8 protein-coding genes are annotated in these 15,630 nt (G+C 41.1%); all 8 read left to right on the forward strand.

The window, feature by feature from the left end; translation table 11 throughout:
- Positions 1 to 4 precede the first annotated feature (4 nt).
- The 8 genes from ABZB17_RS00045 to ABZB17_RS00080 all read left to right on the forward strand — a co-directional run bounded on the left by ABZB17_RS00045 (position 5) and on the right by ABZB17_RS00080 (position 15,613).
- Positions 5 to 1,951, forward strand: a complete 1,947-nt coding sequence (locus ABZB17_RS00045; protein WP_372647256.1) for a RagB/SusD family nutrient uptake outer membrane protein — start codon at positions 5 to 7, stop codon at positions 1,949 to 1,951.
- A gap of 56 nt (positions 1,952 to 2,007) precedes the next feature.
- Positions 2,008 to 4,872, forward strand: coding sequence for a SusC/RagA family TonB-linked outer membrane protein (locus tag ABZB17_RS00050; RefSeq protein ID WP_372647257.1), 2,865 nt, complete (start codon positions 2,008 to 2,010; stop codon positions 4,870 to 4,872).
- A 27-nt stretch (positions 4,873 to 4,899) separates the two neighbouring features.
- The gene (locus ABZB17_RS00055; protein WP_372647258.1) at positions 4,900 to 6,684 is read left to right on the forward strand and encodes a RagB/SusD family nutrient uptake outer membrane protein; all 1,785 of its coding nucleotides are present in this window, start codon (positions 4,900 to 4,902) and stop codon (positions 6,682 to 6,684) included.
- Between the two features lie 24 nt (positions 6,685 to 6,708).
- On the forward strand, positions 6,709 to 8,394 hold the full coding sequence (locus tag ABZB17_RS00060) for a hypothetical protein (RefSeq protein WP_372647259.1): 1,686 nt from the start codon (positions 6,709 to 6,711) through the stop codon (positions 8,392 to 8,394).
- A gap of 201 nt (positions 8,395 to 8,595) precedes the next feature.
- The gene (locus ABZB17_RS00065) at positions 8,596 to 11,301 is read left to right on the forward strand and encodes a family 78 glycoside hydrolase catalytic domain (protein WP_372647260.1); all 2,706 of its coding nucleotides are present in this window, start codon (positions 8,596 to 8,598) and stop codon (positions 11,299 to 11,301) included.
- Positions 11,302 to 11,347: 46 nt separating this feature from the next.
- Positions 11,348 to 12,670, forward strand: coding sequence for a family 43 glycosylhydrolase (locus ABZB17_RS00070; RefSeq protein WP_372647261.1), 1,323 nt, complete (start codon positions 11,348 to 11,350; stop codon positions 12,668 to 12,670).
- Positions 12,671 to 12,676: 6 nt separating this feature from the next.
- Positions 12,677 to 14,065 (forward strand): sulfatase, encoded by a 1,389-nt coding sequence (locus ABZB17_RS00075; protein WP_372647262.1) that lies wholly within the window; start codon positions 12,677 to 12,679, stop codon positions 14,063 to 14,065.
- An 18-nt stretch (positions 14,066 to 14,083) separates the two neighbouring features.
- A complete protein-coding gene (locus ABZB17_RS00080; RefSeq protein ID WP_372647263.1) occupies positions 14,084 to 15,613 on the forward strand; it encodes a sulfatase in 1,530 nt (509 codons plus the stop codon).
- The last annotated feature ends 17 nt before the right edge of the window (positions 15,614 to 15,630 follow it).

The following is a 15,630-nucleotide window of genomic DNA, read 5'->3' on the forward strand; positions in this document are numbered from 1 at the left end:
AATAATGAAAAATATAAAATACTCATATTACTTATCACTTGTTTGTCTTCTGGCTATTATGCTTACAGGCTGCGAAGACGTATTTGAAGACGCACTTAACCGAGAAGCAAATTCGCGCGAAACACTTGATGGTGTGTTAGACGATGCCAATAAAGTGAGGGGTTTACTTTCGGCAAGTTACGCCGGAATGGAAGCTGATAGGAATCCGCATCGCTTCTGGTGTACCGATGAATCGTTAACTGATAATGCATTCGATGCGCAAGGGCAATCGAGTGGCGATTGGCGCTCCGGAAAATTATCTCCCGATTACAGCCCTGTTTGGTTTAACAGGAGTACCGGCCAGTCAAGCGCAACCGGCTGGTGGGATGGCGGCTGGTGGGGTGCCTATTGGGGCGCAATCCGGCATTGTAATACGCTAATGGAAAATGCTAAAAATATAACCGTTTCAAAGTCGGAAATGTCACAGGAGGAGATTAACCTGATGGTAGCCGAAGCAAAAGCATTGCGTGCCTATTATCACTTTATGTTGGGATGTATTTACGGGCCAGTACCTTTTATGGGGAAAAACATCGATGTGAATTTTTCGGAATGGCAGGATATGGAGCGCCCTTCTTATCAGGCATTAACCGATTCTATTATTACCCAGCTTGATGAGGTTATCAGTTCGGGGGCACTGCCAATGAAACGGAACTTCGAATCGAATGACGATAAAGAAAGAATAAGTCTTGGATTTGTATACGGTTTAAAAACAAGGGTTTTGTTGTACAATGCCAGTCCTTTAAATAACCCGGGTAATCGTGCTGATAAGTATGAGGCAGCAGCCAATGCCTGCGAACAATTCTTAAATCTGAATGCCTACGAACTCGATTCATGGGACTGGGACAACAGAGCTGATTCCAGAAAACTGTATATCTCACAAGTATCGGAAAGATTGGAGGAGAAAGAATTAATCTGGGGCTATGGCGGAGCTGGTCATAATGTTCATGGAATGAACCTTACTGCAACCGAATTCGGAAAACAGGCTGTTAAGATGGGGAATAAGGCAGGCGAGTGCCCAACGCAGGAAATTGTTGATTGTTACGAACTTGAAAACGGGGCATTGCTAATCGACCGTTATGATGAAGTACATGAAAATCCGGTTTTTACAAATGAAGCCCTGGCAGCAGGATACGACGACTATAACGACCCTTACGGACAATATGGAATTTCGCCCAAACGAGACAAACGTTTTTACCGCGATATTATTCATAACGGAGGTTTTTACGGACTTGGATTTAATATTCCGTCAATTGCAGGTGGAGCACCAACCGACAGTATTTACGTGATGACATGGATTTCGGCCGATGGAAATAAAAGAGCAAACGGTACGGGTTCGAATGGGAACTCGGTTTCGGGCGACAAAAAGCGCACTTACACCGGTTATTACGGCGGGAAAGATAAAGGTGCGGCATACTACGGTGGAACCGGAAGTGGTGTTCCGTGCAGAAATGCCCGGATGCGATATGCCGAGATTTATCTGAATTATGCCGAAGCTTTATGTGGAGCCGGAAGGTTAAACGAAGCAGCCGAAGCGTTGAACAAAACCCGGGAAAGAGCCGAACAGCCACGAATTCAGGATGTTCCCAATGCTCAAATTGGAGACAAAGAGTGGTTAATGAAACGAATTCAGAACGAACGCAGAGTAGAATTAATGATGGAATGGATGCACCGTTTTATGGATGTTCGTCGCTGGGATGTAATTAGTAATCAAGATAACAATACTATAAGCGGTATGGAGGTGCTTAAACACGACGATGGTACATTCACGCATGTAAGGTATAAAATGCCCTGGTTGTGGGTTTGCCATAACGAAAAGCACAAAATCCTTCCTATTCCTAACAGCGACAAAAAGTTTTTGCGAAGTATACAACAACCGGTTGCCTGGGGAGGAACACCTTTTAAGTTCGAATAACGAGTTCCATATTACGGATACGAACCGAGGGTTTTTAAACATACAACTTAAATAAAATGAAAAAAATACAGAATAAACTACTGATTACAATTTGTTCCATTTTAACATTCTGTTCAGTTTTCGCCAGTAATGGAAATGTTGACCAGGATTCAGTTAAGGTGTCGAAAACGAATCAAAAAGAGTATGTCCCTTACGGGATACAGGAAAGAGACCAGGTTTCTGCAGCTATCTTTTCTATTAGCGGAGATGAATTAAGAACAATACCAACATCAAATTTATTTGTTGCCCTGCAAGGACGGATTCCCGGCCTGTCGATAGTACAATTATGTGGAGAAGCAGGAGGAACAACAAATTTATATGTAGATATCCGTGGAAAAGATTCAGATAAATCGAACAAAATATTAACGATTGTTGATGGAGTAGAAAGAGAGGTAGCTGATGTTGATATTCACGATATCGAGCGGGTGTCGTTATTAAAAGATGCGGCTGCTGTTGCTTTATATGGTATGAGAGGCTCTAACGGGGTTTTAATGGTTACAACAAAAACCGGATTTGATGGAAAATCAAAAATCGATATTTCTGTTAATCACGCATTTGAAACCCCAACACGAATGCCCGAAATGGTAAAGGCCTACGATTACGTAAATATGCATAATCAGCGAGTGGTAAACGACTATCGCGCGCTGGGCGAGGAAGTTCCCAAAGGACTTTTGTATTCTGATTACGAAATTGAACGGTATAAACTGGGCGATAGCCAGGAGTTTTACCCAACACGCGACGTAATAAAAGATTTTACAAAGGATTTTATGCAAACCACACGGGCAAACATAAATTTTACCGGGGGAAACCAACAGGTGAAATATTTTGCCTCAATGGGTTTTTTAACACAAGATGGGATATTTGAAACACAAGATTTTGATGAATACTATTACAACAATCAGGAACGTACCAATCGGTTTAATTTCAGAACCAATCTTGATATTACCTTAAATCCTACACTCGTTTTTAAAGTAAACATTGGCGGGTATTTGCAAAGCTATAACCGACCTTACATTAAAAAAGATGAAAGCTGGGGCTATTTAATTGGCAAATTGTACGAAACACCCAACAATGCCTTTAACGACCTGACACCAGGTGGTGAGGTGTTGACAAAACAAAACCGATTAGGTTTTCGGCCCAAAGAATCGGTGTATGCTTATTTAAACCGAACCGGGCTTGTACACGAAAGCAGCACCCGGTTGGGGAATACATTTACCCTGGAACAAAAGTTATCAAACATAACTCCGGGATTAAAAGCTACGGGGCAACTGTCGTTCGATGTATTTTCGAATAGTATTGCCAACCGAAGTCGCTCGTACGAAGCATGGGAAGTTGCAGCTTTACCTGGCGCAGGCGGAATTGATTCGTTAGGGTATGTTCAGATTGACGGTACTTCAAATAGCGGCCTATCTGATAAACAAGGTAAATTCTTTAGCTACATGTATAATTTTCGGGGGCAGATTGATTACGCCAGAAAATTTGATAAACATGATGTTACCGCTTTGGTGTTTTTCGAGCGTCAGTTAAATCAGCAACAAAGTTATTTATCAACAAACTATTTAAACCTGGCCGGCCGTGTGGCATATTCCTACGATAAAAGATATGCACTTGAGGTAAATGCCTCCTACCAGGGGTCAGAGCAGTTTGCACCGGGTAAACGATGGGGGTTGTTTCCATCGGTTTCAGGAGCATGGATTATTTCGAACGAGAATTTTATGAAGGATAACAATGTTTTTACCTACCTGAAACTACGCTCTTCGTTCGGAGTAATTGGCAATAGTGTTTATAACTATGGAGGTGCAAACCAGTATTTATACCTTACAACATGGCACCAAAATTCGAATGAAGACCAACTGGGTAACATGGATATTACCTGGGAAAAATCGAAAAAAACAAATATTGGATTAGATGCACAGTTGTTTAACGCTTTAACATTAAGTGCCGATGTGTATTACAATAAGAATACAGACATTATAATTGATAAAATAGCTACCGCACCCGGAGGATTTATAGGATTGGATAAAACCTCAGGGATTACACCTCCACGAAATTTGGGTGAAATTGAAAACAAGGGCTTTGAGTTGTTTGCTAGTTATAATAAGGTGCTAAATAATGGCTTAATGTTTACTGTTGCCGGTAACGTTGCATACAATAAAAACAAACAAATTGAAATGGGGGAGATGCCCTACGACGACACTTATGCCTATATGTACCGTATGGCCGGTTATGCGGTTCAGGAGCAATGGGGCTACCTTACCGATGGCTTGTTTCAGTCGGAACAGGAAATTATCGACTACGGAGTTGATTACTCAATATTCGGACACAACCCAATTCCCGGAGATATTAAGTATAAAGATTTAAACGAGGATGGTGTAATTAATGATAAAGATAAAGCTCCGCTTGGCGACGAACAAATACCACACATTAATTACGGAATCCAGCTTGAAACAGCCTTCAAAGGTTTCGATGTACGTTTGTTTTTCAACGGAATGGCTAACCGCCAGGTGTACTTACATGGTTTTGGGCGCTGGTCGAACAACGACAATTTTACCGAATATATGAAAGGAGCGTGGTCGGAAACAAACACTTCTGCAACATATCCGCGCTTAGGTAACGAATCGCAAAATTTTGTTCGAAGCGATTATTGGATGGCGAATGGAAATCTTTTTCGTTTAAAGAATGCCGAGCTTGGTTATACACTACCCGAAAAGGTAGTAAAAGCCATTCATGCGAGTTCTTTACGATTGTATATAAATGCTACAAACCTTTTTGTAACCGACAATCTTCCTACAACCGATTTTGATGCTGAGATGGCCAACTCTAACGGGACCAATTACCCAATAATGAAAGATTTTAATGCCGGCCTTACTTTGAAATTTTAATTTGGAAAAATTTTAGACAAATTAGACATGAAAAATTTTCTTACAAAAAAATATTACTTCGTTCTCCTGGCGTTTGGAGCATTGGTTTCATGCCAGGATATTCTGGACGAAACTCCTTCAGATAAATTAAGTACCGAACGCTTGTTGAAAAGCGAAAGCGGAATCAACGGTTTTCGCGACCAGGCTTATAGTTATCTTGACAATGATTTTACTTCGCATCATTCAGGCGAAATGCTGGAAGTATACACCGACGATGCTGTAAGAGCCGGTAGCGGAGCTTGTTACAACTGGCATTCAGGTAATTTGTCGGCTGATAATACCATATTTGCAAACGGGCTTTGGAGCCGTTACTGGGGCGGAATACGAAAATGTAACCTTGCTCTTGAATACATGCCGCAATCGCAAGTACCCGAAGATAAAATTAGTCCGGCTGATATTGAGCGATGGATGGACGAAGTAAAAGTACTGCGGGCGTGGTATCATTTCGAATTAATCCGGAATTTTGGTCCACTACCGTTTATCCGTGAAGTAATATATGATGATTATGACGGATTTCAGGACATCGTTAGACCGGAATTTGGTGAGATAGCAGCAGAAATTATTGCAGAACTGGATGAGGTTATCAACAATGAAATATTGCCGGTACGTTCGGCATATCCGAGCGAATACAGTAAAATTAATCTGGCAGTTGCCCATGCATTAAAATCTAGGGTTGCATTATATGCTGCAAGTGCTCTAAATAATCCGAACAACGATACATACTGGTGGGAACTTGCAAAACAGTATAGTTCCGGTGCAATAACAAATTTGCAGGGAGAATACGGGCTAATTTCCATTGAGGATTATCAGAATTTGTTTACCGAAAACATTGATGTAAAAAATATCGAAGTTCTCTTCCGCGGGAATAACCAGGAGGCAATCAACAAATCCGATGGTGTCGACTTATATGGTTTCTTAACCAACGACCGTACAAATAACTGCGGAGCAGTACCATCACAGGAACTCGTGGATTGTTTTGAGATGCTGGATGGTACATTGCCCGTAAGTCAGTATGACTCAGAGCATGTTAATCCCACTTTTTCGAATGGATATAGCGAGAATGCAGGTAATGAAATATACAAAAACAGAGATGCCCGGTTAAATTATGCAGTTGTATTTAACGGTTGCGATTATGGAAGGTATAAAAGTATGCCGCAAGGTGACCCCAATATTGTAATATACACATACGAGGGCAAAGAGTTTACAGGATTTAATGCTAATCCTCTATCTCAGGAAGAGGCGGATAAAAGACGTTCGGTTACCGGATATTACGGACGAAAATTCAAGCAGGCGGCCTACTGGGGAAGCACAGTGGGAAATACCCAGGCTCGAAAAATTTATTTCAGAATGGCAGAGCTTTATTTAAACCTGGCTGAGGCTGAATGTGAGTTGGGTAATTTAGACGATGCCATTAATGCCCTTGATGTAATTCGCAATCGTGCCGGCCAGCCCGGATTAAAAGATGTTCCGGGTTTTCAAAATACCAAGGCCTTTGTTAAGGCCCGTATTCGGAACGAACGCCGGGTGGAATTATGTTTTGAAGGGCATCGTTTCTACGACCAGCGAAGGTGGAAAGATTTAAGCGGGATTAACATTGTTACCGGAATGAAAATAACCAGCAGCAACAATAACGATGATGGTGAGTTCTCCTATGAACGTGTGAAAATTAACCTCCCCAGAGAGGCCGGAAGCGAAAAGTATTATTACCTGCCATTGTCTGTTGAGGAGGCACGACGCTTAACGGGAATTGGCCAGCCTTCGGAGTATTATTAAACTAATCATATAAAACTTTTAGAAATGAAACGAAAATACAGATATCTGCTTTTTATTTTTGCTATAGCAAGCATTCTTGGTAGTTGCAGCAAAGAAGAGTTTAAGCCCATCGATTCAATGCTTATTGGAATAGGCAACGTTACAAAAGAAGCCATTCCTGTTATTGTTTCTGAAAATGAATGGAACGAAGCACTTGTTTTATTGCGCGAACACAACGTGAGGTTAAAGGGAGTACAGAGTTATTTTGGTAACAACGGTTATCAGGGAGATTATGATGGCGATGAGTATGGAATCGACGATGAAGAGCTGACAGGTGCTTTCATTCAGGAACAGCTTACACAGCTTCAATTTACAATCGATTCTGTTTGGGGAATGTATGTAGGTGACGATTTTAGTACGATAGGGTCAACAAATCCGGGAATACAGCGATTGAAAGCCAAACTTTATGCTAATACTGCCGGCGAAGTTGCCGCAATTTACGATTGGTTATGTGGAACAGGAGAAGACGGAGATTATAATGCCTTATCGATTATTGCACAGGTTGATAATGTAAAGGAATTATTAGAATTTAACGAGCTCACAAGTGATGAGGTAAATGCATATATTAATGGAATTACAGAGCGGTTTAGCACTACAAAAGAATACTATACCTGGCTGGAGTCGGAAATAGTAAAACCTGAATTTACCAAAGTGCAGAGAGAGGTTTATGCATTGTTACAAACTGATATTGACGAAATTGAAGCTTTACTTGCAGATGATGAGATAATTGCAGCTGATGCGCCAATCCTGGTGTTTCAGGCTGCTGTAGAAGAATTCGTCAGTTATGTTGATAACGGCTATATTTCTGATGCTAAAATGCCTGCTGTTGCTGGTGAAATTGCTACAATTGCAGAATTAAAGTGGCTGAGCACAGAAGCCTCAGCATGGGGAGGTGAGTGGAAACTTGTTGCCGATATTGATGCTGCGGAAACACGTCGCTGGAATGGTGGTGCTGGGTTTATGCCTATAAGTGATTATGCCGGAATTTTAGATGGTAATTATCATTTTATTTCGGGGCTTTATATAAACGAACAGGCCAATCCAAAAACAGCTTTTATTGCACAACTAAGCGGAGGGACGGTAAAAAACCTCGGTTTGGTAAATGTCGATTTTGTTACAGCTTCAGGCGTTAATCACGCAGGTGTTATCGTTGGATTAGGAGCGGCTTGCAGAATTGAAAATTGCTTTGTTGCCGGAAAAACACACATGCAAAGCGGTCAGTCAGGATGTTTTACGGGGCGTATTGACGGTGGCGATTTAATAAATTGTGTTTCGTATGTCGATGGAATTGGCAATCCTCCCAATAATCACAATGGTGGCATTATTGGTTTAATTACCGGAGCAATAAACCTGAACAATGTGCTAATGGCGGGCTCTCTTGTACCTGCACCCGGAAAAGAAGGGAAGAATATAAAGGTTATACTTGCCGCTAATGCGGGAGCCACTCTACAGTTTTCAGGTGTTTATTACGATTCGGAAGCGAATTATCTGGAGCCGGGAATGGAGGCAGTTGGATTCCCTACTGCTCAGTGGGATGATTTGGCCAATTTCCCCGAAATGAGTGACGAGATTTGGGAAATCAGAACGGTTCCCGAAATTAATGAAAATCCAAGACCATACCTCAAAGGTTTTAATTACGAAACAATAGCAGACATGACTTTGCCTTTATAAAACCAAAGGAGAATTGTTAACAGCTGTTCGAAAAAATGATTTAACCATTTATACGCAGGGAAGTTGAAACTTCCCTGCCGTATAAAGTTTTCTGTGTTTCGTTATTTTTAATATTAAAGAATGCGTATTAGTATATTGATAATATTGTGTATTAGTGTTTTTGTTGCTTGTAATCCGGCAAAAAATTTTAAAATAATAGATTTGCAAGTTAGTTTGAATCCTTTCAATTTAACGGATACCGAAGTTGTATTTAGTTGGAAGACACGGTCCGAAATAGATAGTTTCGTACAATCAGCCTTTGAAATAGAAATGGTTGAAGCCGAAGAAGAATCGGGCTTTAACTGGCACTTGAAAAGTGAAAATTCAGACAAGCAATTCGGAATTAAATATTCCGGGGAAGAACTAACTCCGGGAAAACATTACAAGTGGAGAGTAAGGGTAATTGGCAATAAAGGCCAAACATCGGAATGGAGTGAGTATGAACACTTCTGTTTTCTGGATGAGCTTTCGAAACACACGAATGCTAAATGGATTACTTATCAGGCAGATATAGCAAATGCACAACCGGTGTTTGGAAAAACTTTTAAGATTGAAAATAGCGAAAAGATAAAAAATGCACAACTGCTGGTGGCGGGTCTTGGATATTACGAAGTGTGTATTAATGGCGAAAAGATTGGTGACCATGTTCTTGATCCGGCTCAAACAAACTACAACGAATATGCATTTTATGTGCATTATCCGGTACCGGCAGAATCGTTCAATGAAGACAACGAAATTAAAATATTACTAGGCGATGGTTTTTACAATCAAAACCTGGTGTGGACACCGGCAATGTCGTACGGAAAACCAAAAGTTGTGGCCTCATTACAGCTAACATTCAATGATGGAACTTTGAAGGTAATTGATACCGGTGAGAACTGGATGTGGACAAACGGACCGATTGAAAGAAGCAACATTTATGCAGGTGAACATTATAATGCAAGCAAAGAATCGGTTTTAAAAAATTCAATGGACGGGAATTGGTTGCCGGTCAGCCTGGCAAAATCGTATCCTCCCAAAGTAATTCCTCAAACCATTAAACCCATTCGGGTTACGGAAACCATACAGGCACAAAAAATCATCAGAAACGGGAATAAAACAATATTTGATTTTGGCCAAAACTTTGCCGGTGTGGTTGAACTAAATGTATCAGCTTTGGCCGGAACTAAAATTACCTTGCGTTATGCCGAAAAGTTGTATCCTGATAGTACGCTCGATATAAGAAGCACCGGTGTTTTTGCCACAAATCAGGAACAGTGCGATTCGTATATCTGCAGTGGAAATTCAACCGAAAATTGGATGCCCCGATTTACTTATCATGGTTTTAGGTATGTTGAATTGGAAGGTATTGAAAATCCATCGAAAGGGGTATTGACAGGGAAAGTGCTGCATACCGATTTGGAGCAAAGTGGCAGTTTCTCCTGTTCTTCGGAAACCATAAATCGCTTGCATAAAATGAGTTTGTGGTCGCTTAGAAGTAACCTCCATGGCATCCCAACCGATTGCCCGCATCGTGAGAAGTGCGGGTGGCTGGGCGATGCACATGTTGTTGCCCCAACATTAATTCAGAATTTCAACAGCCATGCCTTTCTGAAAAAATACTTATACGATATTCGCTCCTCTGCAAACATCAACAAATCAACAATAGCATTTAAAACCAATTTTCACGACCGTGTGGTTGAAGAAAAGCCCGCAGGAATTCCTTTTATGATTGCTCCGGGTAAACGTAATAGCGGAATGGCTTCAGCAGACTGGGGAACAGCGGTGGTTCAGCTCCCCTGGCTTTTGTACGTTTATTATGCCGACACCCGTGTACTGAATGATTTTTATCCGCTGATGAAACAATGGGTTGACTATATTCATGAGCAAGGTGAGGAGGGAATAATTAAATACGGTTTGGGCGATTGGTGTCCGCCGGGAGCACATAAAGCAGTCGATACCCCGATTCCTGTGACCTCAACAGCATTTCACTACCTCGATATCGACATTCTTTCTAAAACTGCAAAAATTGTAGGAAAACAAGATGATGCAATTTTCTACAGGAAAATGAAAAATGAAGTGAAGCAAAGTTTTAATCAACATTTTTTTGCTGAAAATTCGAGAAGTTACGGCAGCCAGACTGCCAATGCACTGGCTTTGGAGTTTGGGCTGGTTCCGGAGGGACTTGAAAAAGAGGTGTCGAATGCAATTGTCGAAAATATAAATACGAAATACGACGGTTTTATACATACCGGAATGTTTGGTACCGGACGGATTTTTAGTGCTTTGTGCGAATATGGTAACGAAGAGGCTGCCGATTTTATTTTCAGCAAATCAGGTTATAACAGTTTTCCGTACATGTGGGAACATTACGATGCAACTACCATGTGGGAAGTACTCCCTGTGGATGATTATTACGACAATCCTGAAAAGAATGACCAACGCCGTTCGTTCAACCACAGCATTCAGTTTGGTTTCGATGCATGGTTTTTTTATGGAATTGCCGGAATAAGGCCCGTTGAAGAAGAACCGGGGTTTAAACGAATTACATTTAAGCCTGGAATGTTCAATTTTCTGAAAAATGCCGGGGCCAATTATAATTCACCATTTGGAGTTATAAAAAGCAGCTGGGAAAATACCGACCAAAAATTTCGGTGGAGTATTTCTGTTCCTCCAAACAGTGTGGCAGATTTTTATATTCCGGTAAATGCTTCGGCGGGCGAGATACTGGTGAATGGTTCAATTCTAAAATTTCACGATGTTAAAACTTCGAAAGATGGCAACAGGTATTTTGTTTTGCAGAACCAGCTTTCCGGCGCTTATTCTATCGAAGTAGCTTCTGCAAATTTGGTTCAGAAGAATAAAAATGCGTACAACCAAGCTAAATAATACTGAAATAATCAACTAAGTTTATATAAAAATTAAGATAAGTAAAATGCAAATCAGATTTCTTCCTATCGCTATTTTGTTACTATTTATGCAGGTAGTAAACGTTCAGGGGCAAATTAATCCGCCATTTGCCTGGCCAGATTTAAACATTGTACAAGTGGGCGAAAGGGCTTATGCTTTTGGCGGCACCGATGTAGAACCCTATAATTTCGACATACAAACCTTTATTATGCCTTATTGGCGTTGCTTTTCGTCAACCGATTTGGTACACTGGGAGTTTGAAAGTATGCTCGACCCCAAAGATTTATACATGGGCGAGAGTGATAAATGTTTTGCCGGTCACGGTATTGAAAGAAACGGAAAGTGGTATTGGTATTTCAGTAATTTTAATAAAAACACGGGCGTTGCTATTGCCGATTCGCCCCGGGGGCCATGGAAAGATGCTTTGGGAACACCCCTGCTGCCTGAAGAACTTACCGATGCGCACGAATATGACAATTGCGTGTTTATTGACGACGATGGACAAGCCTACATGTCATTTGGTAATCATAAAAACAAAAAAATAAATTACTACATTGTTGCGCTTAACGATGATATGGTTTCGTTAAAAGAAGAGCCGCGTAAGCTTGAGGTTATCGGCGATTATTCAAAAGGCGTAATTCCTGTTGATGCCTCTTTTATTCATAAACACGGCGATTATTACTACCTTTCGTGGAGAAGCCCTTACGCCATTTCAAAAAACATTTATGGCCCCTACACGTACATTGGCGAAGCCAGTGCAAAAGGTCATCTGGGCTATTTCGACTTTAACAACCAGAATTTTGTAAATTATACTGCTTTGAAAGAAGATATGCGCAGGCGTTATCGCTTTTGTTCGCTGGCCTATGTGCATTATAAAAAAGACGGTACAATTGCTCCAATGGAAGATATTATTGCCGAAAACGGGGTAGGACAATTTGATGCCAACTGGCCGGCAATTCAGGCCGAATGGTTTATGGGAATGCCCGATGGCCCCGAAAAGTATGAGTTTAAAGAAAACCAGTTTGTTATTCGTAACCTTAAAAATGGCGATTACCTGAATTTTACAAACATAAGAAACATGCCCTACAGTGCTCAGATTGAATTTACCTACGCTTGCGATAATATCAACGGAGGCGATATTGTTGTAAAAGCCTTTAACCCAAATGGGCCTGAAATTGGCAGGGCAACCTTCGGAACAACCGGGTCGTGGGAAACATACAAAACAGTTATTGTTCCTTTAAATCACACCCCCGAGGGCCAATATTCTGTATCGCTTGTGTTTGATAGTAGTTCTGAAAGGGAACTTATTCGTATTGATTCATTTCGTGTTTTACCTTTAAATAAGTAGGTTACCATGAAGAATATTTTAGGAATTATAGGTTTTATTGCCCTGCAGTTGTTTTGCATTGTTTCTCCTGGGCAGGAAGCTCAACCACCGAAGACTAATTTTTTGTTCATTATTGTTGATGATTTGAGGCCACAATTGGGATGTTACGGGAATGCTGAAACATTGAGTCCCAATATCGACAGGCTGGCCGAAGAAGGATTGTTGTTCTGCAACGCCTATTGTAATGTTCCGGTTTGCGGGGCATCACGAGCCAGTTTATTAACGGGCACAAGACCAACTGCAAGACGTTTTACCAATGCCGCTACCTGGGCCGAGAAAGATGTTCCGGATTTAGTTGATATTCCGGGTTATTTAAAACAAAACGGATACAAAACCATAAGTAACGGAAAAATATATCATCATCAGTTTGATAATGCAGCTTCGTGGGATGACAATTACAAGCCCAAAGATTTCAGAGATTATAAAACGCCTGAAAATTTTGAGCTGATGAAGACAAAAGGGATGGCCGCTGCCTGGGAAATTGCCCCGGTTCCTGATGATTCGCTTCAGGGGGGAAAAATTGCCAATAAGGTTATTGCCGACCTGCGAAACCTGAAAAAAAGCGGGAACCCCTTTTTTTTAACAGCCGGTTTTACAAAACCCCACTTGCCATTTATTGCTCCCGAAAAATATTGGGACATGTACGACCACAACAAAATTGAATTGGCAAAAAATCCTTTTGCTCCCGAAAAATGCCCGAAAGAAGCACTTCACAATTGGGGAGAGTTACGAAAACAATACACCGGAATCCCACAAACCGGACCAGTGTCAGACGAAGTGGCACGTAATCTTATTCATGGCTATAATGCATGCGTAAGTTTTTCCGATGCCATGATTGGTCGGATTTTAGACGAACTGGTGCAACTGGAACTCGATAAAAATACAGTAGTTATTTTGTGTGGCGACCATGGCTGGCAACTGGGCGAGCATGGTTTATGGTGTAAGCACAGTAATTTTAATACCTCATTACAAGTGCCCTTAATCATTCGGGCTCCGGGTTTTGCTAAAAATGCAAAGGTTGAGGCTTTGGTTGAATTTGTTGATTTGTTCCCGAGTATTTGCGAACTGGCAGGTATTGAAATACCCAAACATCTGCAGGGGAAAAGTATGAAACCATTGCTCGAAAATCCTGATACAGAATGGAAAGAAGCTGTATTCTCACGCTTTAAAAATGGCGAATCGGTAAAAACCAAAGACTACCTTTATACCGAATACCGGGTTAAGGGAGAACGAATTTCACAAATGCTTTACAACCATAATACAGACAAGGACGAGAATAAAAACATTGCAGATGAAAATGAATCTGTAACCGAAAAACTTCACTTGTTAATGAAATCGGAAGGTATTTTAAAGTAAACAAAACATAAAGCTGAAATGAAGAAACAAGTTTGTTGGATACTTATAATTGGCGTGGCAGGATTACTGTTTTCCTGTTCGTTGCAAAAAACAGAGAAACAAAAAACAAAAAAGCCCAACATTGTTTTTATTCTGGCCGACGATATGGGCTGGGCTGATTTGCCGGTTTACGGAAACCGCTTTAACGAAGCACCACGTTTAGCCAAACTTGCCGAAGAGGGAACTCGATTTACCAATGCTTATGCTGCTTGTCCGGTTTGTTCGCCAACGCGTGCCAGTATACAATCGGGGCAGTACCCGGCAAGAGTTGGGGTAATCGATTTTATACCGGGGCACTGGAGGCCTTTTGAGGAAGTTGTTGTACCCAAAAACCGAACGCAGCACTTGCCAACAGACATAACTTCTTTGGGCGAAGCTATGAAAACTGCCGGTTATAGAACAGGGTATTTCGGAAAATGGCACCTGGGATTCTGGGACGAGCATCACCCCTCGAAACGTGGTTATGATAGTGCTTACGAATACAAGGGCGGCGGCTTTTTTAATTCGAAGTTTAGCCCTCATTACGAAGTGAATAACCCTAAACAACCGCTTTCTGATGTTCTTACAGATATGAGTGTTAATTTTTTGGAAGAAAATAAGGATTCTTCATTTTTTCTTTTCCTTTCGCATTACGATGTGCATGTGCAATTAGACGCCGATTCGGCCTTAATCGACAAGTACCTGAAAAAAGAGAAAGTTGATAATTATCCGTGTAATGCCATTTATGCGGCTATGGTTGAAAGTGTTGATAAAAGTGTTGGCCGGGTACTCGATAAGTTGGATGAACTGGGCTTGGCCGAGAATACAATTGTTCTCTTTTTCTCCGATAATGGAGGGTTAAAGAGCCGTTTCGATGAGATTCCACTAATCGATAAATCCAAACAACATATTTACGAAAACGATTCGTTGTTATACATTGCGTCATCGAATACTCCGTTGCGGGCCGAAAAGGGTACGGTTTACGAAGGAGGTATTCGCGAACCTTTTATTGTACGCTGGCCCGGTAAAATAGGCTCAGGTTTGGTTTCTGATGCATTAATAAGCAGCGTTGATTTTTACCCCACCTTTATGGCACTGGCAGAAGCCAACATGCCCGAAATACAGGTGTTCGACGGAAAAAACATTCTTCCTGAACTAATGGGAAATAACAGAGAACCTGAACGGGCGTTGTTTTGGCACTACCCGGTGTACCATCACGATGTGCCCAAAAGTGTTATTCGAAAAGGCGATTGGAAACTGATAGAAAATTTGGTTGACGGTTCTTTTGAATTGTATAACCTGAAAGAAGATATTTCAGAAACAAATAATTTGGCCGAAGTAAATATTGCCAGGCTAAAGGAATTGAAAACAGAACTGAAAGCCTGGCAGACAAACACCGGCGCCGCGTTGCCTGTAAAAAATCACGACTTTGATGAAAAAAAAAGAAAACTTTGGAAGCAGCATCCTGATACAAAGACACTTTTTAAGAAGCCCGAGCCGAAAACAGCCAATGATATAATTCCCCAATAGGTTTAAAAATAAAATTC

The organism is Draconibacterium sp. (assembly GCF_041583095.1).
Classification (GTDB): domain Bacteria; phylum Bacteroidota; class Bacteroidia; order Bacteroidales; family Prolixibacteraceae; genus Draconibacterium.

Coding starts and splice junctions, on each gene's coding strand:
- ABZB17_RS00075 (WP_372647262.1), top strand. CDS start 12,677: ATGAAGAATATTTTAGGAATTATAGGTTTTATTGCCCTGCAGTTGTTT.
- ABZB17_RS00055 (WP_372647258.1), top strand. CDS start 4,900: ATGAAAAATTTTCTTACAAAAAAATATTACTTCGTTCTCCTGGCGTTT.
- ABZB17_RS00060 (WP_372647259.1), top strand. CDS start 6,709: ATGAAACGAAAATACAGATATCTGCTTTTTATTTTTGCTATAGCAAGC.
- ABZB17_RS00050 (WP_372647257.1), top strand. CDS start 2,008: ATGAAAAAAATACAGAATAAACTACTGATTACAATTTGTTCCATTTTA.
- ABZB17_RS00080 (WP_372647263.1), top strand. CDS start 14,084: ATGAAGAAACAAGTTTGTTGGATACTTATAATTGGCGTGGCAGGATTA.
- ABZB17_RS00070 (WP_372647261.1), top strand. CDS start 11,348: ATGCAAATCAGATTTCTTCCTATCGCTATTTTGTTACTATTTATGCAG.
- ABZB17_RS00045 (WP_372647256.1), top strand. CDS start 5: ATGAAAAATATAAAATACTCATATTACTTATCACTTGTTTGTCTTCTG.